The 21,203-nt window shown below is 67.1% G+C and carries 21 protein-coding genes; 8 read left to right on the top strand and 13 right to left on the bottom strand.

Features of this window, described 5'->3' with window-relative positions; genetic code table 11:
- The first annotated feature begins 112 nt into the window (after positions 1-112).
- Complete coding sequence (locus SCNU_RS08430) at positions 113-574, top strand: hypothetical protein (protein ID WP_139025885.1); 462 nt, start codon at positions 113-115, stop codon at positions 572-574.
- A 199-nt stretch (positions 575-773) separates the two neighbouring features.
- On the top strand, positions 774-974 hold the full coding sequence (locus SCNU_RS19995; protein WP_009678937.1) for a hypothetical protein: 201 nt from the start codon (positions 774-776) through the stop codon (positions 972-974).
- On the opposite strand, the gene SCNU_RS20170 is transcribed toward SCNU_RS19995, so the two are convergent.
- Genes SCNU_RS20170 through dapB form a run of 5 tightly spaced genes read right to left on the bottom strand, consistent with a single transcriptional unit; the run spans position 971 to position 5,074 of the window.
- The gene (locus tag SCNU_RS20170; RefSeq protein ID WP_238526412.1) at positions 971-2,713 is read right to left on the bottom strand and encodes an ATP-dependent nuclease; all 1,743 of its coding nucleotides are present in this window, start codon (positions 2,711-2,713) and stop codon (positions 971-973) included. The two genes, SCNU_RS19995 and SCNU_RS20170, sit on opposite strands and share 4 nt — an antisense overlap.
- 31 nt (positions 2,714-2,744) lie before the next feature.
- Positions 2,745-3,209 (bottom strand): flavodoxin family protein, encoded by a 465-nt coding sequence (locus SCNU_RS08420; protein ID WP_009678935.1) that lies wholly within the window; start codon positions 3,207-3,209, stop codon positions 2,745-2,747.
- A gap of 7 nt (positions 3,210-3,216) precedes the next feature.
- The gene (locus SCNU_RS08415; RefSeq protein ID WP_009678934.1) at positions 3,217-3,831 is read right to left on the bottom strand and encodes a GNAT family N-acetyltransferase; all 615 of its coding nucleotides are present in this window, start codon (positions 3,829-3,831) and stop codon (positions 3,217-3,219) included.
- Entirely contained in the window at positions 3,831-4,316 is a 486-nt protein-coding gene (locus SCNU_RS08410; protein ID WP_009678933.1) for a hypothetical protein, read from the bottom strand. Before SCNU_RS08410 ends, SCNU_RS08415 begins: the two co-directional genes overlap by 1 nt.
- A gap of 5 nt (positions 4,317-4,321) precedes the next feature.
- Positions 4,322-5,074: a 4-hydroxy-tetrahydrodipicolinate reductase gene (dapB, locus tag SCNU_RS08405; RefSeq protein ID WP_009678932.1), complete on the bottom strand. Its 753-nt coding sequence runs from the start codon at positions 5,072-5,074 to the stop codon at positions 4,322-4,324.
- Between the two features lie 186 nt (positions 5,075-5,260).
- Here dapB and SCNU_RS08400 point away from each other — a divergent pair, with 186 nt between their 5' ends.
- Positions 5,261-7,318, top strand: coding sequence for a neutral/alkaline non-lysosomal ceramidase N-terminal domain-containing protein (locus tag SCNU_RS08400; RefSeq protein WP_009678931.1), 2,058 nt, complete (start codon positions 5,261-5,263; stop codon positions 7,316-7,318).
- 15 nt (positions 7,319-7,333) lie between these two features.
- On the opposite strand, the gene SCNU_RS08395 is transcribed toward SCNU_RS08400, so the two are convergent.
- Complete coding sequence (locus tag SCNU_RS08395) at positions 7,334-8,815, bottom strand: amidase (RefSeq protein ID WP_009678930.1); 1,482 nt, start codon at positions 8,813-8,815, stop codon at positions 7,334-7,336.
- 209 nt (positions 8,816-9,024) lie between these two features.
- Between SCNU_RS08395 and SCNU_RS08390 the strand changes: the two genes are divergently transcribed.
- Positions 9,025-9,786, top strand: a complete 762-nt coding sequence (locus tag SCNU_RS08390; RefSeq protein ID WP_009678929.1) for a proline and glycine rich protein — start codon at positions 9,025-9,027, stop codon at positions 9,784-9,786.
- A gap of 72 nt (positions 9,787-9,858) precedes the next feature.
- Here SCNU_RS08390 and SCNU_RS08385 read toward each other — a convergent pair whose 3' ends face one another.
- The 4 genes from SCNU_RS08385 to SCNU_RS08365 form a co-directional block, all read right to left on the bottom strand.
- A complete protein-coding gene (locus tag SCNU_RS08385; RefSeq protein ID WP_009678928.1) occupies positions 9,859-12,111 on the bottom strand; it encodes a polyribonucleotide nucleotidyltransferase in 2,253 nt (750 codons plus the stop codon).
- Between the two features lie 382 nt (positions 12,112-12,493).
- Positions 12,494-12,763 carry a 30S ribosomal protein S15 gene (gene rpsO / locus SCNU_RS08375; protein WP_006896227.1) on the bottom strand — a complete coding sequence of 90 codons (270 nt, stop codon included), beginning with the start codon at positions 12,761-12,763 and terminating at the stop codon, positions 12,494-12,496.
- A gap of 121 nt (positions 12,764-12,884) precedes the next feature.
- Positions 12,885-13,361, bottom strand: coding sequence for a hypothetical protein (locus SCNU_RS08370; protein ID WP_009678927.1), 477 nt, complete (start codon positions 13,359-13,361; stop codon positions 12,885-12,887).
- 3 nt (positions 13,362-13,364) lie between these two features.
- Positions 13,365-14,327 carry a bifunctional riboflavin kinase/FAD synthetase gene (locus tag SCNU_RS08365; RefSeq protein ID WP_083812574.1) on the bottom strand — a complete coding sequence of 321 codons (963 nt, stop codon included), beginning with the start codon at positions 14,325-14,327 and terminating at the stop codon, positions 13,365-13,367.
- A 57-nt stretch (positions 14,328-14,384) separates the two neighbouring features.
- Here SCNU_RS08365 and SCNU_RS08360 point away from each other — a divergent pair, with 57 nt between their 5' ends.
- Both SCNU_RS08360 and SCNU_RS08355 read left to right on the top strand, forming a co-directional pair.
- A complete protein-coding gene (locus SCNU_RS08360) occupies positions 14,385-15,065 on the top strand; it encodes a metal-dependent transcriptional regulator (protein ID WP_009678925.1) in 681 nt (226 codons plus the stop codon).
- A 157-nt stretch (positions 15,066-15,222) separates the two neighbouring features.
- The gene (locus SCNU_RS08355) at positions 15,223-15,963 is read left to right on the top strand and encodes a dienelactone hydrolase family protein (protein WP_009678924.1); all 741 of its coding nucleotides are present in this window, start codon (positions 15,223-15,225) and stop codon (positions 15,961-15,963) included.
- 45 nt (positions 15,964-16,008) lie between these two features.
- On the opposite strand, the gene truB is transcribed toward SCNU_RS08355, so the two are convergent.
- The 3 genes from truB to SCNU_RS08340 are packed head-to-tail and all read right to left on the bottom strand — an operon-like array spanning position 16,009 to position 18,558.
- Positions 16,009-16,908, bottom strand: a complete 900-nt coding sequence (gene truB / locus SCNU_RS08350) for a tRNA pseudouridine(55) synthase TruB (protein ID WP_009678923.1) — start codon at positions 16,906-16,908, stop codon at positions 16,009-16,011.
- A gap of 1 nt (position 16,909) precedes the next feature.
- Positions 16,910-17,584: a 4'-phosphopantetheinyl transferase family protein gene (locus SCNU_RS08345; RefSeq protein WP_009678922.1), complete on the bottom strand. Its 675-nt coding sequence runs from the start codon at positions 17,582-17,584 to the stop codon at positions 16,910-16,912.
- Complete coding sequence (locus SCNU_RS08340; RefSeq protein ID WP_040518040.1) at positions 17,581-18,558, bottom strand: metallophosphoesterase family protein; 978 nt, start codon at positions 18,556-18,558, stop codon at positions 17,581-17,583. Before SCNU_RS08340 ends, SCNU_RS08345 begins: the two co-directional genes overlap by 4 nt.
- Before the next feature lie 129 nt (positions 18,559-18,687).
- On the opposite strand from SCNU_RS08340, the gene SCNU_RS08335 reads away from it, so the two are divergent.
- Both SCNU_RS08335 and SCNU_RS08330 read left to right on the top strand, forming a co-directional pair.
- Positions 18,688-19,668: a phosphotriesterase family protein gene (locus SCNU_RS08335; RefSeq protein ID WP_009678920.1), complete on the top strand. Its 981-nt coding sequence runs from the start codon at positions 18,688-18,690 to the stop codon at positions 19,666-19,668.
- Positions 19,668-21,200, top strand: a complete 1,533-nt coding sequence (locus tag SCNU_RS08330) for a class I adenylate-forming enzyme family protein (RefSeq protein WP_009678919.1) — start codon at positions 19,668-19,670, stop codon at positions 21,198-21,200. Before SCNU_RS08335 ends, SCNU_RS08330 begins: the two co-directional genes overlap by 1 nt.
- Positions 21,201-21,203 lie beyond the last annotated feature (3 nt).

Raw genomic sequence — 21,203 nt, 5'->3', positions numbered from 1 at the left:
CCCCAGGCCAACCACCCCAAACACTCACAGCGGAGCGAGTCGAAATCCCCCGCCACCCGAACTGATCCCGGTTCACCCGTCGCCCGGCCGATCCCCGGCTACGGTGCAGGGTGTGACGTTCGTACGATTCGCGTGGTTGGGACTGGCGGCGCTCGCCCTGCTCTTCACCGTCTGGGCCGCGGCGTCGCCGATCGGCATGGTCGATCTGGGGTGCGCGACGGTCAACACTTACGGACCTGAGTTCCGTCACGTCTGCCAGGACTCCATCGCCAGTGTGCTCGGTGCGCGTCCGGTGATCGAACTCGGCCTGGCGCTCACCGTCCCATCAGTCGCGGCTGCGGCGGTCATGCGCACGTGGATGTCTTGGTGCGCAGCAACTGCGTACGTGGTCCTCACCGGGATAGGCATCGCGCACTGGTCCGACTATCGGCTCCTGCTGACGTTCGCGGGATTGCCGGCCACGCTCTTCGCACTCGTCATCGCGTTCGCCCACCTCGGCGCGCGGGCCCGGCTCGACCGTGAGGTGGAGCTCGCATCGCTGGCGGCCGGAACCGAGACCTCGCCTACTCCATGAGGCTGGCCGCCACCGTGATTAACCAGCGCCGTGCCGACATCTGCTTCGCCGGACCCTACGCCGAGACGTACGCCCGCCACGGCGGCCCACCTACCTCATGCGGTCTGCGCCTCCAGCTCGACCGCCAGACCTTCGACGCACGCGCCATCCGCGAGGCGGGCGACCACAGCGGGCAGGCACCCCGACTGGTGGCGAACTGTTGGGCTCGATCACTGGCCTGGCCCACCAGCTCTACACCGACGGCAAGGTGTCCCAGACCGACGTCGACAAGGCGCTGTTCCTGCCGGCCGACGACACCGACGCGCGAGCGCTCGCACTCGCACTCGCGAATATCCGCAGCGGCGCGACGCCAGGCACCTTCGGGATCACCCCAGCGGGCTGCACGACTCACGCAAGCTAATCGAGCAGACTCTCAACCTTCAAGATAAGCTCCATAAGCTCCGTATCAATTTCACTCGCTCGAATAGAAGATGCCAACGCCCGGACACTTACCGGCTTTCCTCCCGCATCACCAATGCGTCGGTTCACCCCAGACAGCAATTCCTTGCCCGGGACAATTCCCCAACGCCAAGCTTGCGTCTCCCAGTTATCGTCAAATTCCGACCTGCAAGCCAAATATGTCGTAGAGACATGTTCCCCTTGCGCCTTTCCATCCTGCTGGCGCAGCGCTAACACTTGCGCAAAAGACTGCTCTTTAAGCTCGAGAGCAGCTCCTTCAATCGCACTTACAGCTTCATCTTCACTAATCCGAGCTTTACGCGCTATCAAGGAAGGAACGGCAAGGTAGCTTTCAATCTCATTCCTTCTCCAGACATGGCAGAATATGTCTTGATCTTCAAACTTGGACTCAATATCAAACGCTTCAGAATCCCGCCTATAGTCTCCATCTAAAACTACAACAATCTCCACCGAAGAATCCAGAATAGTACGATTCAAGAAACCGAAGGATGACGCCATTCCACGTCGCGACGCGCCGCCCATTGGGACGACCGTTACACCATCCTCGGCCGCCAAACGAAGAGCCCCAGATTGTTTTGCCAGGCTGCCTAGCATCCGCATATCTTGACCCTCGACAAACAGTGCAACTTTAGATCGCAAAACTCTTGCCATGCGCAGATTGAACCCTGACCCTAAGGACGAATTCAACTCCGTAAGCTCGTCGATACCCGACATCCTTTTCGCGGATTTTCTCGACCTGTCGACGACAATCACAGCATCACGACTCACCTCAGCAAGCACTTCAGGAGCGTGAGTCGCAAGAAGGACCTGGCCAGCCCGGCCATCCAAGACTCGGACGAGACGTCGCTGGAGATCCGGGTGCAAAAACACATCGGGCTCGTCAAGGATTAGAACTTCAGATTCAAGGTTTCGATACAAGTGAAAAAGTACTTGTATCCAAATCTGCATTCCGTCACCAATCCAATATAATTCCTTCTCCACTCGGGAGCCAGACTCCGAAATATATAAGTCGACCTCACCTCGATCCGACGATAGTGACAGATCAATAGAATCGACCCCGGGAGTATTGTCAACAATATATCGTGACAGTCGATCGAAGTCTTCGGTATCGCGATTCCTCCAAAGAAGCAGCTGATTTCTAAAGTGTCGACTCGACAATCTACTGCCAAGATTTTTACGAACGTGCTCCTCTGATAAGACTTTCTCCTGATGTTCGACTGGGGTCATAGCATGCACTACCGAGACAGTAGGGATCGTTGCCCTCACCTCACGCACGCTCGAAGGCTGAATACCGGCGACTTTCTCTAGATAGAAGTAGGGCGAGACATCGTCACCCACAGGCCATACCACATGGATTTCCGACCCATTTGAAAAATAGAGGTCAACACGGGCCTCAGAATCCTGCGAAAACTCGTGTACTACATTCTCAGCCACAAACTCTGATACATTATCTGCGACTGAGTATGTGGATACATTCCGCTGCCTCTTATCGTCGTAGGCTCTGCCTGTGGGCTTTCTGAGCTTCGCATGAGATATAAGCTGCGCGCATAATCTGAGCGCTCCGACTATCGTGCTCTTTCCCGCATTATTCGGACCCACTAATACAGATAGCTCCGAATTGAACTTCAGTGAGAATCTGTCGAACCCCTTGTAGTTGGTGAGCTGAATCCTCTTTAGCACTCGGATTTCCTCCACGGCAAGATCTGTTCCGTTAATCAGTTGAAGCTTCCATCAGCTGTGCGGCAATCGTCGCCCCCAGCTCCCAGCACGCCTCCAGCACCGCCTTGTCGGGCTTGTTTGACGCGATGACGTACTCGGCGGACTTCTCCCAGCCGAGCCCGGCGGTGATCCGGTCGACGGCGTTCTCCGCACCTTCGGTCCCCTCGTTGCCATGAAGGTACAGGCCGAACGGACGGCCACGCGTGGAGTCGAGGATCTGGTAGTACGAGCAATCGAAGGCGTGCTTGAGAGCACCTGAAATCGACCCGAGGTTCGCTGGGCTGCCCAGCACGTAGCCGTCCGCGTCGAGGAAGTCGCTCGTCGACACCGACAGCGCCGCTCGGCGCACCACCTCGACACCCTCGATCTCCGGGTCGGTGGCGCCGGCGAGCACCGCCTCGAACATCTCCTGACAGTGCGGCGACGGAGTGTGGTGAACGATCAGCAGACGAGCCATGCCGCCATCATGCTCCGGTCCGGCCGCCGAATGGAACCGTCCAGCTCTCGACGACGCCGGCCGCGGGCCGCTCCCCCGCCCGCGGCCGCGGGTCGGTGTCGAGCAGGGCTGCGGTCCACTGATCGCGGCGCACCCCGCGCTGCACCGCACCGAGTCGGTTCAACCCCTCGTAGCGGAACCCGCACGACCGCGCGACGGCCGCCGACGCCACGTTGCCCGCATAGGCGTGCCACGCCAGCCGTTGCAGGTCGAGGCAGCCGAACGCGACTCCGACCGCGGCGCGAACCGCTTCGGCCATGTACCCGCGCCCACGACCATGCGGCGCCATCCAGTACCCGATCTCCCCGGCGGCATAGTCGTCGACGTCGATGCCGACCATGCCCACCAGGACCCCGCCTCGGCGAATCGACCAGGTGTACGCCGCGCCTGTCGCCCAGCCCGGATCGATGATCTCGGTGAGGAAGTACTCGGCGTCCTCGGGCTCGTACGGCACCGGAACCACCGTCCACTCCCGGATCGCCGTCTCGCGGCACGCCGCGAGGATCGCAGGCAGGTCGTCGCGCGTCGGCGGCGACAGCAGCAGCCGTTCGGTCCGGATCTCGGTCGGGACGGGCGCCGCCATCAGGCGTCCGTCGCCGCCTTCGCCGCACGGTACTGCTCGGCGGCGCGCTTCATCATCTCGCGGGCGCGCGACCGGTCACCGGCGTAGTCGTAGGCGCGCGCGATCCGATAGGTGCTGACCCAGTCCGACGGATCCGCCTCCCACTCCGCCTTGACCTCCTCGAACAACGCGAGGGCGGCGTCCTTCTCGATCCGGCCCGACGGACGTCGCGGGAGATCGTCGACGTTCAGGTCCCGGCCGAGATCCTGAGCCGCGGCGACCATCCGCTGGTGCTCGATGCCCGACCGCAGCGTCGACGCGACCATCCAGACGCCGAGCAGCGGCAGGACGAAGACGCCGATCCCGAGTCCGATCGAGACCACCGTGCCCTGCCCGATCAACTGCACCGCGGTGCGGCCGAGCAGCACGAAGTACACGCACATCGCGACCACGAGGAACGCGATGACGGCGATGATCGGCCGGGCGTCGGCCTTCTTCGCAGCCACGGAGACTACAGATCCATGAACGTCTCGAGGCCCACGGTGAGGCCGGGGCGACTGACGATCTCGCGGACGCCGAGCAGGACACCGGGAACGAACGAGTTCCGGTCGATCGAGTCGTGCCGGATGGTGAGCGTCTCGCCCTGCGTGCCGAACAGCACCTCCTGGTGCGCGACCAGACCGGCGAGCCGCACCGAGTGCACGCGGACGCCGTCGACGTCGGCACCGCGGGCACCTTCGAGTCCGGTCGAGGTGGCGTCGGGACTGGCGCCCAGCCCGGCCTCGGCACGCGCGGCGGCGATCAGCTGCGCCGTGCGGCCCGCGGTTCCCGACGGTGCATCCGCCTTGAACGGATGGTGGAGCTCGACGACCTCGGCGGAGTCGAAGAAGCGTGCCGCCTGCTGGGCGAAGTGCATCGACAGCACCGCGCCGATGGCGAAGTTCGGCGCGATCAGCACACCGACGCCGGGGTTCGCGGCCACCCAGCCGCCGACCGTGTCGAGCCGCTCCTGCGTGAAGCCGGTGGTGCCGACCACCGCGTGGATCCCGTTGTCGATCAAGAACTTCAGGTTGTCCATCACGACATCGGGATGAGTGAAGTCGACGACCACCTGGGTCTTCGACTCCACGAACGCCGACAGCGCGTCGCCCTTGTCGACGCCGAGCGTGAAGTCGGTGTCGGCGGCGCCCTCGACGCCCTCGACGATCGCCTTGCCGACCTTGCCGTTACTGCCCAGCACACCCACGCGGATGCCGTTGCCCATGAGGGACCCTTTCGTCTCGTGAATCCCTCCCAGTCTAGAAGGCCCCGCCGACACCTGCTCCGTCCGCACACCGACCGGCGCCCAGTCCGCAAGCACCAAGACCGTGCACCGTTGTTGATCGTTCGATCAGGTGCGGTTAGGGTCACCCCGAATGTCGACCGAAGCCCCGATCACATGAGGAGCCCCATGTCCGCCGTCTCACGCCGCACCTTCCTCCAGGCGACAGCCGTCGGCGCCGCCGCGGCCGGCGCGCTCGGCACCGGAACGTTCGGTGACGGCGCGTTCGGCGGGACGGGCTCCGCGAACGCCGCGGGCGGCTACCTCGTCGGTGCGGGCAAGGGCGATATGACCGGAGCGATCGCCGGCCAGGGCATGATGGGCTACTCCGACATGGACCAGGTCGCCCAGGGCCTGCTGCAACGCACCTGGGCGCGGGCCTACATCATCGCCGACGCGGCCACCGGCAAACGCGTCCTCTTCATCACCGCCGACATCGCATGCGTGTTCATCTCGCATCACCAGACGCTGCTCGCCGAACTCGCCAAGCGTTACGGCGACACGTACACCGCACAGAACGTCAACGTCAACGCGACCCACAATCACAACTCGTGCGGCGGCACGGCGTGGGACTACGCCTACGTTCTCGCCGCCAAGGGGCACCGGCACAACTCTTTCCGTGCCGAGATCGACGGACTGCTCGACGCGGTCGCGGCCGCGCACGACTCTCTCGGCCCGGGCACCGTCGAGCTCGGTCACAGCGAGCTCCACGATGCGAGCGCGAACCGGTCGATGCCCGCGTTCAGGCTCAATCCGGCCGGCGATCGGAAGCACTTCCCCGACGCTATCGACCCGCAGGTGACCGCGATCCGGTTGCGCCGCGGCGGCGCGGTGGTCGGCGAGATCACCTGGTTCGCCACCCACGGCACCTCGCTCACCGATGCCAACTTCCTCATCGGCCCCGACAACAAGGGCTACGCGGCGTATCTCGGCGAGCAGCGCGACCCGGGCCTGATCAGCGCGCACGCCCAGACGAATGCCGGCGACATGAGCCCGAACCTGTGGCTGCGCAAGATGCACCCCGGCGGTCCGACCGCGGACAATCGCGTCAATCGAACGGTCATCGGCCGACGCCAGGATCAAGCCGGTCAGACGGCGCTCGGCTCGGCGCGTCCGATGAGGACCGGCGGCGTCGATTCCGCGACGAGGTACCTGGACATGGCCAACGTCTCGATCGACGGGCACTACACGCCGACGGGAAAGGCGGCACGGACCTCGCCCGCCATGATGGGTGCCGCCGCCGCGGCGACCAGCCAGGAGGACAACACCCGAAGCCAGCTCGGCTTCCTGAACGAGGGGGTCCGCAACGAGTTCGCGATGCTGCTCGGCGCGGGCGCCACCCCGACGCCCGACCCCTGGATCGTCGACAACCAGGCGCCGAAGGCCATCCTGTTCCCGCTCGGCATCCTGCCGCCGCGGCCCTGGATCGAGCAGACCCTCCCGGTTCAGCTGATCCGCATCGGCGACCTCGTTCTCGCCGCGCTGCCGTCCGAGTCGACGATCGTGGCCGGCCTGCGGATCCGCCGGATCGTCGCCGACGCGCTGAAGGTTCCGCTGGAGAACGTCCTGTTGCAGGGATATTCGAACGGCTACAGCCAGTACACGGTCACTCCCGAGGAGTACGTCGCGCAGCAGTACGAGGGCGGTGAGACGATGTTCGGCCGCTGGACCCTGTGCGCTTACATGCAGGAATTCGACCGAATGGCGCGCGCGATGGCCCGCGGCACCCGACTGCCCGCAGGCCGGCGGCCCGCCGACACCTCCGGAATGCAGCCGGATCTGCTCGGCACGCAGCCCGCCGACACACCGATTCCCGGCCGCCGATTCGGGCAGGTCGTGTCGAAGACACCGTCGACGGCGAAGCCCGGCAGTACCGTCCGCGTCGAGTTCTGCGGCGCGTATCCCACCAACCGGATCCGACGCGGCAAGGGCACGAACGGCTACTTCGCCGTCGAGAAGTTCACCGGCGGCGGCTGGACCGTGGCCTACGACGACGACCACGAGTCCACCGAGATGGCATGGGAGCGCCCGGCGGGCAGCCCGTCGGCGTCGAAGGTGACGGTCACCTGGCGAGTGCCGCGCGACTCCGCGGGCGACTACCGCATCCGCTACTACGGCGACGCGAGGTCCGCATCCGGTGCGCTGCGTCCGATCAGCGGAACGACGGGCCGAATCGCCGTCAGCTGAGAGGGCCGCCGACGCTCAGGGCCGGGCCGGGAAGCGCTGTCTCCAGGGGGCGGCCTCCTCGAGCTGCGCCGCCAGCTGAAGCAGCGCACCGTCGGCGCCGAGACGCCCGTTGAACGACACGCCGAGCGGCAGTCCGTTCGGCGTCCAGTACACCGGCACGCTGACCGCAGGCCGCCCGGTGATGTTCGCCAACTGGGTGTACGGCACCCAGCCGAGATTCTCGTCGATCAGTTGCTCGACGATCCCCGTGCGCACCAACGCGCCACCCGCGTGGAGCCGGTACGCCAGTCGCGCGCCCGTCTGCAGCGGCTTCGGCGTGTCGAGGGATCCGACTTCGATCGGCGCTTCCGCGAGGGTCGGTGTCATGAAGTAGTCGTATGACTCGTAGAACCGCTCCATCGCGTGGGTGTACGTCACGATCTCGCCGAGCGCCCGCATCAGCGTGACGACGCCGTTCGCCCGCCCGACCTCGGCCATCGCCAGGGTGTCGGCCTCGAAGTCGCCGTCACCCGCACCCGTGAGCGCCTTGATCTCGCTGACCTGGCCGGCGACCTGACCGAACCAGATCGTCAAGAAGGTCTGGGCCAAGGCCTTGTCGTCGTACGGCGGCGCGACCTCCTCCACCTCGTGGCCGAGTTCGGTGAGCAGCCGCGCCGTCGACTCCAGCGCTGCCGCCGCATCCGCGGTCGGCTCGCCGCGGATCGCCGAATGACCCGAGTAACCGATCCGCAATCGTCCCGGGCGATCGCGGATCACGTCCGCGAACGGTCTCTCCGGTTGTGCCGCCTGGTAGTCCGCGAACCGGTTCGGCCCGACGACGGCGTCCATGAGTCCGGCGCTGTCGCGCACGGTCCGCGCCACCACGCCCTGCACCGCCATGCCGAAGATCAGTTCCCCGGCTTGAGGGCCGTACGGCATCAGACCGCGACTGGCCTTGAGACCCACGAGTCCGGTCGCCGCAGCGGGGATGCGGATGGAGCCGCCGCCGTCGTTGGCACCTGCGGCGGGGACGATGCCCGCAGCGACGGCCGCAGCCGAACCGCCCGACGATCCGCCCGGCGTCCGGGTGGTGTCCCACGGGTTGCGGCACGGTCCCCAGAGCTCCGACTCGGTGACGCCCTTCGCGCCGAGCTCGGGCGTGTTGGTCTTGCCGAAGACCACCAGCCCCGCGTCCAGGAAGCGATCCGTGACCAGGGCATTCTGCGTCTCGACCACGGAGCGGAGGGCACGACACCCACTGGTCGTCGGGTACCCGCGGTACTGCTGTTCCAGGTCCTTGATCAGGAACGGCACACCGGCGAAGGGTCCGCTCAGCCGCTGTCGGACCCGGAGGTCGGCCTCAGCCTCCGTCTCGATCACGACGGCGTTGAGCGCCGGGTTCACCTCCCGCATCCGTCGGCGTGCGAGGTCGAGGAGCTCCACGGGGGTCACCTCTTCGGCCGCGACCAGCGCGGCGAGTCCTGTCGCGTCGAAGCTCATGTATTCGTCGAGATTCACCTGACGACTCCGTTCGGCGGCCCTGCCCTGATCCGGTGTTCTCAGAATCCCACAGACCACCGACAGGCATCGCCGAACCGGTCGCATGCACCCGAGTCCCTCCGCGATCGGACGGAGGAGGTCCGATTCCTGCCGACGTGCTACCGGGACGTGCCGCGAATCCGTATCCGACCCGGGCTGACCAGGTCGGCTGCCTAGAGTGCGATCGCATGATCGCACCGTCGCCTCTCGTCGGCAACTTCGACATCCCGGATCGGGAGATCGACATCGCGGCCGCGCTGCGGTGGTCGTGGGGCCAGTTCCGCGCGCACCCCTGGTCCATGATCGTTCCCGGCCTGATCTCGACCGTCATGGCCTTCGTGCTCACCCTGATCGGACAGTGGGTCTCGGTCAATCGGCCCCGGATCTATTTCTCGGACCTGCGCCATCACGTGATCTTCTCGAGAGTCTTCGAGGACCCGAAGTTCGACGCCAAGACCATCGTGATCGGCTTGATCCTCTACTTCGTGTCGATGAACGTCACGTTGTACTTCCAGAACTGCACCGTCTCCGGCGCGATTCGCGCCGCCCGCGGCGAGTCGATCGGGCCCAAGGCGTTCCTCGTGCCGATGCATTTCCGGAACACGGTCCGCACGGTCACCATCGCGTGCGTCGGTCTCATCCTCGGTGCGATCGCCTTCATCATTCCGGCGCTCATCGTCCTGTACTTCTGGCAGTTCTCGATTCTCATCGCGATCGGCACGGAGACCGGTCCGATCGATTCGGTGAAGGCATCGCAGCGGATCACTCGCACCCGCGTCGTCGCCTCACTGCTGACCCTGCTGGTCTGCGGCGGCCTGATCGTCGTCGGCTTCCTGGTCTACTTCGTCGGCTTGATCGTCGCCGGACCGCTGGCCGCGCTGGTTCAGGCGCACTGCTTCCGGCAGATCATGGGCCTGCCCATCGAGCAACCGGTTCGGGACCCGGCCTAGGTGTGATGTCCGGGGCCGACACGCGAAACGGCCCGCAACGCATCAGCGTTGCGGGCCGTTCGTCGTAGGCGATCAGGCGTCGGCCGTGGCCTCTTCCTTGACCTCGGCGTCCTCACGGACCGGGACGAGGCTGATCTTGCCGCGCTCGTCGATGTCCGCGATCTCGACCTGAAGCTTGTCGCCGACCTTGACGACGTCCTCGACCTTGCCGATCCGCTTGCCGTTGCCCAGCTTGCTGATGTGGACCAGACCGTCGCGGCCCGGCAGCAGCGAGACGAAGGCGCCGAAGGCTGCCGTCTTGACGACCGTGCCCAGGAAGCGCTCGCCGACCTTGGGCAGCTGCGGGTTGGCGATGGCGTTGACCTTGTCGATCGCGGCCTGAGCCGACGGGCCGTCGGCCGCACCGATGAACACGGTGCCGTCGTCCTCGATCGAGATGTTGGCGCCGGTCTCCTCGGTGATGCCGTTGATCGTCTTGCCCTTGGGGCCGATCAGCTCGCCGATCTTGTCCATCGGGATCTTGATGGTCGTGATGCGCGGCGCGTACGGGCTCATCTCGTCCGGCTCGTCGATGGCCTCGGCCAGGACGTCCAGAATGGTGAGGCGGGCCTGCTTGGCCTGGCTCAGCGCGCCGGCCAGCACCTTCGAGGGGATGCCGTCGAGCTTGGTGTCGAGCTGGAGTGCGGTCACGAAGTCCTTGGTGCCCGCGACCTTGAAGTCCATGTCGCCGAACGCGTCCTCGGCACCGAGGATGTCGGTGAGAGCCACGTACCGGGTCTCGGTCTTGCCGTCGATGGTGACCTCGTCGGAGACCAGGCCCATCGCGATGCCGGCGACCGGCGCCTTCAGCGGGACGCCCGCGTTCAGCAGCGAGATGGTCGACGCGCAGACCGAGCCCATCGAGGTGGATCCGTTGGAGCCGAGGGCCTCGGACACCTGACGGATCGCATACGGGAACTCCTCGACGCTCGGGAGCACCGGCACCAGAGCGCGCTCGGCGAGCGCGCCGTGGCCGATCTCGCGACGCTTCGGCGAGCCGACGCGGCCGGTCTCACCGGTCGAGTACGGCGGGAAGTTGTAGTGGTGCATGTAGCGCTTGCTGGTCTCGGGTCCGAGCGAGTCGATCTGCTGGGCCATCTTGACCATGTCGAGGGTGGTGACGCCCATGATCTGGGTCTCGCCGCGCTCGAACAGGGCGCTGCCGTGGGCGCGCGGGATGATGCCGACCTCGGCCGACAGCGAGCGGATGTCGGTGATGCCGCGGCCGTCGATGCGGAAGTGGTCGGTCAGGATGCGCTGGCGGACCAGCTTCTTGGTGAGCGAACGGTACGCCGCACCCAGCTCGCCCTCGCGTCCCTCGAAGCGCTCGCCGAGCGCCTCGAGCACGTCGCCCTTGAGTGCGTCGGTCGCGCCGTCGCGCTCCTGCTTGTCGGCGATCGACATGGCCTCGCCGAGGCGTGCGGTCGCGAACTCGGCGACGGCCTCGTAGGCGTCGTCCTTGTACGGCGGGAACAGCGGGAAGTCGCGGGTCTCCTTGGAAGCCGCGGCGGCCAGCTGCTTCTGCGCCTCGCACAGGGTCGCGATGAACGGCTTGGCGGCCTCCAGGCCCTCGGCGACGACGGCCTCGCTCGGCGCGGTCGCGCCGTCGGCGATCAGTGCCAGGACGTTGTCGGTGGCCTCGGCCTCGACCATCATGATCGCGACGTCGCCGTCGACGAGGCGACCGGCGACGACCATGTCGAACACGGCGCCCTCGAGCTGCTCGACCGTCGGGAACGCGACCCACTGGCCGGCCTTGTTCTCCTCGGTCGGGATCAGTGCCACGCGCACGCCGCCGACCGGGCCGGAGAACGGCAGGCCGGCGATCTGGGTGGACGCCGATGCGGCGTTGATCGCGACGACGTCGTAGAGGTCCTTGGGATCGAGCGACAGCACGGTCTCGACGATCTGGATCTCGTTGCGCAGTCCGTCGACGAACGACGGGCGCAGCGGACGGTCGATGAGACGGCAGGTCAGGATCGCGTCGGTGGACGGGCGGCCCTCGCGACGGAAGAACGAACCGGGGATGCGACCCGCGGCGTACATGCGCTCCTCGACGTCGACCGTCAGCGGGAAGAAGTCGAAGTGCTCCTTCGGGTTCTTGGACGCGGTGGTCGTCGAGAGGATCATCGTGCCCTCGTCGAGGTAGGCGACTACCGATCCGGCGGCCTGCAGCGCGAGGCGACCGGTCTCGAAGGTGATCGTGCGGGTGCCGAACGAACCGTTGTCGATGACGGCGGAGACTTCGGTGACCGAATCATCGAAGTCGGCGTTGACATCAGTCAAGAGTGTTTACCTTTCGTGGCGGCCGCGGCCATGCCTCCACAGGCGTCCGCGACCTCGTATTCAGGGGCCGGCTCGCGCAAGGCGCGGCAAGCCGGCAGACGACGGGCGCGTGACACGCGCCGGAAGTGGACGGCGCACCTGCGCCGTGAGCAGACGGCCTTCGATCGAAGCGGCCGGAATCTCACTGAATTCCGGCGGCCACTACCGAGGACCGATCCGACGATCACTTCCGAACTGCCGCCGAGCGGCCTTCGTCCGGGTACCAGCCTAGCATTCTCCCTGCTGAGACCGGCGGCTGTCGCCGGTCGTCGCGCGCCGGACAGACAGCTGCGGCCGCCGTCCCCGGTGGGAACGACGGCCGCAGAAGCAATCAGGGGGTGCGTCAGCGACGCAGGCCCAGGCGCTCGATCAGCGAGCGGTAGCGGTTGATGTCGACGCTTGCGACGTACTTGAGCAGGCGACGGCGACGACCGACGAGCAGCAGCAGACCACGACGGCTGTGGTGATCGTGCTTGTGGAACTTGAGGTGCTCGGTGAGGTCGGTGATGCGCTTGGTCAGCAGTGCGACCTGCGCCTCGGGCGAACCGGTGTCGGTCTCGTGCAGACCGTACTCGCTGAGGATGGCCTTCTTCTCTTCGGCGGTAAGAGCCATGAGAGATCTCCTTGATTTTCAGTTCCGTGCTCCAGGCCCCGCACCAGCAGGGGGTGCGCCGCCACGGACCGCAGCTGACACCAGCCGACAAGGTTACCAGCGGCAGGGCGCTCGGCGGAAATCAGCGACCGCGACGGGAGAGGACGAGGCCGGCCGCTCCCGAACACGTCGCCAGTGCCGAGCCGACGGCGGCGACCACCAGACCCGCCGACACCGTGAGCTCACCGAACATGTCCGTACTGCCGCCCAACTGCTGCGCTACCGAAGTCATCGCGACGGTCGGATCGACGCAGAACAGCACCGAGAGACCCAACCCCGCCAGTCCCGCGACCGCAGGCACGACCGCGGCGCGCGACGGCCAGAACACCGCGAGCAGTCCGCCCAGGACTGCGAGCAGGCCCAGTCCGACGATCGCCCAGCCGGGCCACACTCGTCCGATCACCTCATCGCCGTACGCGACCACGGTGCCGCGGAACTCGATCGGCTCCAGTCCGAGCGCTGTCGCGTCGTACCACCGACTGAGTCCACCGCCGACCATGAGCACACCGCCGACCGCTGCCCCGAATGCGGTCATCAACCGCCAGGGGTTCCGATTCACCGGCTACTCCGCACCCAGCAGTGTCCGGGTCCGCTCGACGTCGTTGTTCATCTCGGCGATCAGCGCGTCGATGCTGTCGAACGGCTCCATGCCGCGCAGTCGGGACACGAAGTCGACGGCCACGTGCTGACCGTAGAAGTCCGCGGACACGTCGAGCACATACGCCTCGACCGTCCGCACCCGGCCGGAGAAGGTGGGGTTGGTGCCGACCGAGACGGCGGCCGGGTACCGCGCCCCGATGGTGATCCCCTCGGGTTCGGTGGCGCTGTCGAGCACGGTGAACCACGCCGCGTACACCCCGTCGCCGGGGATCGCCGTGTGCTCGGGCGGCGCGACGTTGGCCGTCGGAAAGCCCAGGTCGCGCCCGCGGCGCTCACCGTGCACCACGACGCCCTCGACCCGGTGCGGTCGACCCAGCGCCTCCGCGGCCAGTTCCACGTCGCCCGCCGCCACGCACGATCTGATGTAGGTCGACGAATAGGTGACGGCGTGCTCGCCGAACAGCTTGATCGCGGTGACCTCGAATCCGAAGCGCTCCCCCAGTTCCCGCAGTCGCGGGACGTCGCCGAGCGCCTTGTGGCCGAACGTGAAGTTGTCGCCGACCACCACTTCGGCGGCGTGCAGTTCCTCGACGAGGACCGAGTGGACGAAGTCCTCCGGCGACTGCGCCGACAGCGTCGGCGAGAACGGGATCACGCAGAAGACGTCGATGCCGAGTTCCTCGGCGAGCTCGGCCCGGCGCCGCAGGGTCGACAATTGCGGCGGGTACGCGCCCGACCGCACCACCGATGAAGGGTGCGGGTCGAAGGTCATCAGCACCGAGGGCACTCCGCGTTCGGCGGCCGCCTTCGTGGCGGCTGCGATCAGCTGAGCATGCCCCCGATGAATTCCGTCGAATACGCCGATGGTGACCACGCATCGGCCCCAGCCCGCAGGGATGTCGTCCAAACCTCGCCAACGCAACACACGGTAAGCCTACGACTCGCGCAGGCCCCTGCACATTCGGTGGGTAAGGTCGTACGTATGCCCGACTCTCGCCCGGTGAACGAACTCACCTCGGTTACCCAGGACTATCTGAAAGTGATCTGGACTTCGCAGGAGTGGTCGGACGCCAAGGTCACCACGAAACTGCTCGCCGAGAAGCTCGGGGTCTCGCCCTCCACGGCGTCGGAGGGCATCCGCAAGCTCGCCGACCAAGGGCTCGTCGACCACGCGCCCTACGGCGCGGTGACCCTGACCGACACCGGCCGGGTGGCCGCCGTCGGCATGGTCCGTCGGCACCGGCTCCTCGAGACCTTCCTCGTCCGCGAACTCGGATACCGCTGGGACGAAGTCCATGCCGAAGCCGAGATCCTCGAGCACGCGGTGTCCGAGCAGTTGCTCACCCACATCGACGCCAAGCTCGGGCACCCGAAGCGCGACCCGCACGGCGATCCGATCCCCGCCGCCGACGGCACCGTTCCGGAAGCGGGCTCGCAGCAGCTCGCCGATCTCGACGTCGACGAGTCCGGCGTCATCACCCGGATCTCCGACGCCGACCCCGAGATGCTCCGCTACTTCGAGGAGATCGGCGTCAACCTCGACTGTCGCGTCCAGGTCACCGAGAAACGGCCGTTCGCCGGCACCATCACGGTCTGCATCGACGGCTCCGACCCGATCCACCTCGGCGACATCGCCGCCCGCGCGATCTTCCTCAACGGCTGAGATGCCGGCGGACGCCTGGCGTACGACATTCGACTGACCCGCGCACCGTCATTCTCCACTCCCGTCGACAGATCCCGCGTCCCGGACGCGGGATCTGTCGTCGAGAGTCGCGGATACTGGACGTACGACTCCGAGCCGACTGACGAAGGGCCGACCCATGGACTTCACCGATTCTGTGCGCGCCGACGGGATCGTCGAACGCCGATTCGCTCTCGGCGGCGTCCCCGGCATCCTGTGGACACCGGAATCGGCGTCCCCGTCCACTCCGGTGCCGCTGATCCTTGCCGGCCAGCCCGGCGGCCTCGGGATGGAGCGGATGTACCCCCGGTTGCTCGGGCGTGCTCGGCACGCCGCGGCGTCGGGCTTCGCGACCGCGGCGATCGAACTGCCCGGCAGCGGTGACCGCCCGCCGCTCCCCGGCATGGACCAGGCGCGCGCGGACCTCCGCCGGGCCGTCGCAGCCGGCGAGTCGGTTCCCGACGATGTCGTCGACCGCCTGATCCTGCCGCTCGTCGACCAGGCCGCACCCGAATGGCAGGCGACGCTCGACGCGCTCCTCGAACTGCCCGAGATCGCCGACCGCGTCGGATACTCCGGCGGGGTCATCGCCCTCGCCACCCGGCTCGCGGCGACCGAGCCGCGGATCAGCGCCGCAGGCATGTTCGCGGGCAGCTACGTGCCGCGGTCGACCATGACAGAGGCACGGACGGTCACCATTCCGCTTCACGTCCTGCTGCAGTGGGACGACGAGGGCAACGACCGACAGATGGCCCTCGATCTGTTCGACGCCTTCGGGTCAGCCGAGAAGACGCTGGTCGCCAACATGGGCGGACACACCGGCGTTCCCGCTCACGCGGGCGACGCGGCGAACGACTTCTTCGTCCGGCATCTGCGATAGCGGCGTCCGCCGGGTTCGACGAGTCGACGGAATCTGCCGTCCCCGTCAGCGCAGGGTCGCCGGACGCACGACCATCACCGAACTCGCGCGCCGGCCCTTCTCCTGGACCAGCGCGATGGCCTGACCGCTCGGATCGACGACCGTGTAGATCCCCTTCATCCCCACCGGCTCCAGCCAGCGGCCCTGGCTGATCGACTCGGCCTCGTCGTCGGAGATCGCGCGGTGCGGGAAGCACAACTTGGCCGCGTCGTCGATGCCGAGGCTCAAACCGGGATTCTCGTCGACATCGGCCATCGTCCGGGAGTGCTCCAGGGTGAACGGCCCGACGGCGGTGCGACGTAGCACTGTCAGGTGCCCGCCGACTCCGAGCGCGGCACCGAGATCCCTTGCCAGAGATCGGATATAGGTGCCCGACGAGCAGTCGACCTCGACGTCGAGGTCGATGAACTCGCCGTCCCGGCGAGTATCGAGCACGTCGAAACGGTGGACGGTGACCGGCCGCGCCTGCAGTTCGAACTCGGCCCCGGTGCGGACGAGCGCGTGGGCGCGACGACCGTCGACCTTGATCGCGCTCACCTTCGCAGGCACCTGCTCGATGTCGCCGGTGAGCGACGCGACGACCGCCGCGATCTCCTCATCGCCGACCCCCGAGGCGTCCCGCGATTCGATGACCTCGCCCTCGGCGTCGTCGGTCGACGTCGACTGCCCCAGGCGGATGGTCGCAGCGTACGACTTGGTGGTCAGTGAGAGCAGCCCGAGCAGCTTGGTCGCGCGTTCGATGCCGATGACGAGGACACCCGTGGCCATCGGATCCAGGGTGCCGGCATGCCCGACCCGTCGGGTATTGAAGGCCTTGCGGCACTTCGCGACCACGTCGTGGCTGGTCATGTCTGCGGCTTTGTCGACGACGAGGAGTCCGGCGTTCTCGATGGAGGCGTCTGCCATGTCAGGTGAGTGCAATCGTGGTGAGGATCAAACCGCGGGAGATCTGCCAGCGGCCGGGCAGCGTCAACAGCGGCGGTCCGCCGTCGATCACCGCGCCGTCGATCAGGATGGTCGAGGTGAAGGTACCGGCAGGCTCGCCCGCGGTGCCAATCGAGTCGTCGCGCTCGAACGTGATGTGCGCGTCCTCGAAGCCCAGCCAACGCTCGGTCAGCGGGAACCAGGCCTTGTAGGTGGCCTCCTTGGCGCAGAACAGCAGACGGTCCCAGTGCAGGTCCCGGTCCCGGCCGGCCAGGACCTCCCGCTCGGCTTCGACGCTCGTGTGATCGAGTACTCCGTCGGGTAGCGCCTCGTGCGGTTCCGCGTCGATCCCGAGCGAACGGACCTGCATCGAGTAGGCGGTCACCGCGGCCCGGTAGCCGTCGCAGTGCGTCATGCTGCCGACCACCTGACGCGGCCACAGCGGCATCCCGCGCTCTCCGCGGAGGATCGGCACCGGATCGATGCCGATCTGGCCCAACGCCTGTCGGGCACAGTGACGGGCGGTGGTGAACTCCCGGCGGCGCTTCTCGACCGCGCGGCCGATCAGACTCTCCTCGGCGGGCATCACCGTCAGCCCCTCCGGGTCGCCGAAGGACTCGGCCGAACCGACGCCCGCGGGCATCAGATCTTCGATCACAGGATGTCGTCCTTCCGGTTCGACTCGGCGCGACGCGCCCGCGTCCGCTCCACTCTCGCCCGGAACGCCGCCGCCTGCTCCTTGTAGTCCGGCGGCAGGTCGAACCGCGCGCCGAACTCGTGCAGGTCCCCCTCGCGCAGACCGTCGTCGGGCCAGATGTTCCGCAGCAGCGGCTTCGGGAGCCCGCGGCGGTTCCACTCGCGCGGGTAGCCGACGGACACCTCCTCGAACCGCACGCCGTCGTACCAGGTGGTGCGCGGAATATGGAGGTGACCGTAGACGGAGCGGACCGCGTTGAACCGGGTGTGCCAGTCGGCGGTCAGCTCACTGCCGCACCACAGGGCGAACTCCGGGTAGAACAGGGCGTCGCACGGCTCGCGGCGCAGCGGCCAGTGGTTGATCAGGACGGTCGGCTCAGCCGGATCGAGCGCCTCCAGCCGCGCGCGCGTGGCCTCGATTCGGGCCCGGCCCCAGGCGTCACGGGTGCCGAAGGGCTCGGGCGAGAGCAGGAACTCATCCGTCGCGACCACGTTCGCCTCGCGTGCGACGGCGAGGGCCTGCAGCGCCGTCGACGTGCCCTCAGGCCGGAACGTGTAGTCGTAGAGCAGGAACATCGGCACCACACGCACCGGTGCCGTGCCGTCGCCCGGGTCGAAGAGCGGATACCGATCCTCCGGCGTGACCACGCCGAGGTCGCGGCAGGCCTGAACCAGATAGTCGTACCGCGCGACTCCGAACACCTGCAACGGGTCCTTCGCGGTCGTGTAGAGCTCGTGGTTCCCCGGCACCCAGACCACCGTGTGGAATCTGTTCTTCAGACGCCGCAGCGTGTCGATGATGTCGTCGGTCCGTTCGGCGACGTCGCCGGCGACGATCAGCCAGTCCCCCGGGTCCGACGGCTTGATCTGCTCGAGGATCGGCTCATTGCCTCGGTGGGAGACGTGCAGGTCGCTGACCGCCCAGAGCGTTGCCATGGCGACCATGGTGCCACGAGCCCGCTTCCGGAGATTCTTCCCGCCCGGCAGCGCATGATTGTCCTGTGACGCCCGCCACTCACGGTGGGACGGGTCACGTCAGCCCGCTTTCGGCATTCAGGAGGAACGTTGAGCACCGTCGAGACAGTCAAGGGCCAGGTCGATGTGAACGACTTGGGGCAGGTGCTGATGCACGAGCACGTCTTCACGATCGGCAGCGAGATCCGGGACAACTATCCCGACTACCCGGACCCGTGGGACGAGGACCACCGTGTCGCCGATGCGGTGGCGAAACTCAATGAGGTCGCTACGCGTGGAGTCCGGACCATCGTCGATCCGACGGTGATCGGACTCGGCCGGTACATCCCGCGCATCCAGCGGATCAACGAGCGGGCCGACATCAACATCGTCGTGGCCACGGGGATCTACACGTACCACGATGAGCCCGTGCAGTTTCACTTCACCGGTCCGGGGAAGGTCTTCGACACCGAGGTCGATCCGATGACCGACCTGTTCATCGGCGACATCCGCAACGGCATCGCCCACACCGGAGTCAAAGCGGGACTGCTCAAGTGCGCGATCGACGAGGCCGGCCTGACCCCCGGCGTCGAGCGGGTGATGCGGGCGGTCGCGCAGGCACATGTGGAGACCGGTACGCCGATCACCGTGCACACCCACGTCGGCATCGAAGCCGGGCTGGTGGCGGCGAGGGTGTTCGCCGAGGAAGGGTGCGACATGAGCAAGGTGGTGCTGGGCCACAGCGGCGACACGACCGACCTCGACTACCTGAAGCGGCTGGCCGACACCGGCGCGATCCTTGGCATGGACCGCTTCGGCATCGACGCCTTCTCCCCCTTCGAGGACCGGGTCTCGATGGTCGCACAGATGGTCGACGCGGGATTCGTCTCGCAGCTGGTGCTGTCGCACGACGCCTCCTGTTACTCGGACTTCTTCCCCGAGGAGGCCCGCAAGGCGGCGCTGCCGAACTGGCACTACACCCACATCCACGACGACGTCCTGCCCGCTCTGCGCGAGCGCGGTGTCACCGACGAGCAGATCACGACGATGCTCGTCGACAACCCCCGCGCGTACTTCACCCCGGTCGCGTGATGTCCGGCATCGTTCCGATCAGTCGCGCCCGCAATCCGTTTCCGCAGGACGGCGTCACCGTCGACGCCCGGGGCGTCCCGCACCTCGACGAGCTGCCGTCGTCGCTGATCGCGATGCTCGCGGTGCATGTCGACGCGCGCCCCGACGCCGAAGCCGTCGTCGAACTCGGCGGCGAACGCCTCACCTACCGGGAGCTGTGGGACCGGGCCGCGCGGATCGCCGGCGGCCTCCGCGGACGCGGACTGCAGCGCGGCGACCGTGTCGCCGTCCGCTACCCGGCCGGGGTCGACTGGGTGCTCGCCTTCTGGGGGGTGCTCTTCGCCGGCGGCATCGTGGTCGCGGTCAACACGCGCTCCAGCGAGTCGGAGGTCGCGTTCCTGCTGGACGACTCGGGCGCGTCGATCGACCTGGCACCCGGCGCCGACCTGCCCGTCGGCGACCCGTTCGTCGACGAGACGGCGACCCTGACCGACGTCGCGGCGCTGTTCTACACCTCCGGAACCACCGGCCGTCCGAAGGGGGTGCCGACCACCCACGAGGCGTTCCTGACCAACACCGGGAATGTGGCCCGCTGCTTCGCGATTCCGTCCGACATCGGCACGGACATGCGGACACTGATCTGCGTGCCGCTCTTCCACGTCACCGGCTGCAACTCGCAGTTGCTGGTGGCCGCGTACTACGGCGGCACCGCTGTCATCATGCCGACGCTGGACGTCGGTGCCCTCATCGGGACGCTGGCCGCCGAGCGGATCACCTTCCTGGTCACGGTGCCCGCGATCTACGCGCTGATGCTGCGGCACGCGGACTTCGCCGGCGCCGACACGTCCACGGTGCGGTGGCTGGCGTATGGCGGCGCGCCGATCGCCCCGAGCCTCGTCGCCTCACTCAAGCGCGCGTTCGATGCCGCTCGCGTGGCCAACGGTTACGGGATGACCGAGTCGGCGTCGCTCATGACGGTCCTGCCGCACGAGGACGCGGAGGATCACGCCGACTCGGTGGGCTATGCCGTGCCCTCAGTGGAACTCGGTGTCGCGCCGTTCGGCGACGAACCCGGCTTCGGCGAGCTGGTGGTGCGGGGAGCCAATATCACCGCCGGATACTGGCAGCGTCCCGATGCGACCGCCGAGACGATCGTGGACGGGTGGCTGCACACCGGCGACGTCGTCCGGGTCGACGACGCGGGGCGGGTCCGGATCGTCGACCGTACCAAGGACATCATCAACCGCGGTGGCGAGAACGTGTCCAGCATCGAGGTCGAATCGGCGCTGATGGCGGTGCCCGGAGTGCTGGAGGCCGCGGTCATCGCGGTACCGGACGACGTCCTCGGCGAGAAGGTGGGCGCGGTGATCTACACCGGCGGTGAGACGATCGACGTGGCCGAGGTGATCGCGGCGGTGTCCGAGTCGATCGCCGATTTCAAGGTGCCGCAGTTCGTCTCCGTGATCACCGAGCCGCTCCCCCGCAACCCGGGCGGAAAGATCGTCAAGGGCCGCGTGCGCGATTCGGTGGTGTGGGGTGAGGCGCTTCGCTGAGCG

The organism is Gordonia neofelifaecis NRRL B-59395, from assembly GCF_000192435.1.
GTDB classification, from domain to species: Bacteria; Actinomycetota; Actinomycetes; order Mycobacteriales; family Mycobacteriaceae; genus Gordonia; species Gordonia neofelifaecis.
The sequence above is the reverse complement of the archived record's forward strand: the minus strand, read 5'-3'. Positions and strand labels throughout refer to the sequence as shown.